1 protein-coding gene is annotated in these 754 nt (G+C 78.0%); it reads right to left on the reverse strand.

Features of this window, described 5'->3' with window-relative positions; all coding sequences use genetic code 11:
- On the reverse strand, window positions 1-569 hold a 569-nt coding region (locus HMPREF3105_RS02005), incomplete at its 3' end, for an NUDIX hydrolase (protein WP_070708654.1).
- Window positions 570-754: the final 185 nt, after the last annotated feature.

Genomic DNA, 754 nt, shown 5'->3' on the forward strand with positions numbered 1-754 from the left:
GCCTGGTCGACCACCGCCACGCGACTGGGGTCCCGCCACCACCCGAGCACCGGGTGCACCACGTGCCCGGAGACCACCACCGGCACCGCCGGCAGCACGCCCAGGACCTCCACGCCGGCCGGGTCCAAGCCGGTCTCCTCCTGCGCCTCGCGCAGGGCCGTGGCCACGACGTCGGCGTCCTCGGGGTCGACGCGACCGCCGGGGAACGCGATCTGCCCGGCGTGCTGGCGCAGGGTGGCGGCGCGCTGGGTCAGCAGCACGTCCACGTGCGGGTGCACGCGCTCGGCGTCGTGACGGGCGGGGACGTCGTCGAGGGCGCCGAACAGGATCAGCACGGCGGAGGGGCGCGGATCGCCGGACCGGGGCCACTCGAAGCCCCACATCGGCACGGCCTCGGGCGGGATGGTGGTGAGCGAGGCCGGGTCGTGGTGACCGGGCGCGTCCGCAGGGGCCGTGCCCCACCGGGCCACGAGGTCCGCCAGCTGGTCCCGCGCACCCGTCAGCGACGCCTCGGACGTCCCGGCGGCGTCGCGGGAGGTCGGGCGGGGGCTCGCGGGGGTCTCAGGCATAGCCCCCACGCTAGCCGCCGGTCGTAGCCTCGGGGCATGACGGCTCCCCTGACCTCGCCCCCGGCGGACGCCGCGTCCCCGGATCCGGTGGACGTCGCGGTGATCGGCGCCGGACAGGCCGGACTGGCGGTCGGCTACTTCCTGGCCCGGGCCGCGCGGGACGTCGACCGCGGGCGCCGGCCGGG

The organism is Micrococcus sp. HMSC31B01 (assembly GCF_001816085.1).
Classification (GTDB): domain Bacteria; phylum Actinomycetota; class Actinomycetes; order Actinomycetales; family Micrococcaceae; genus Micrococcus; species Micrococcus luteus.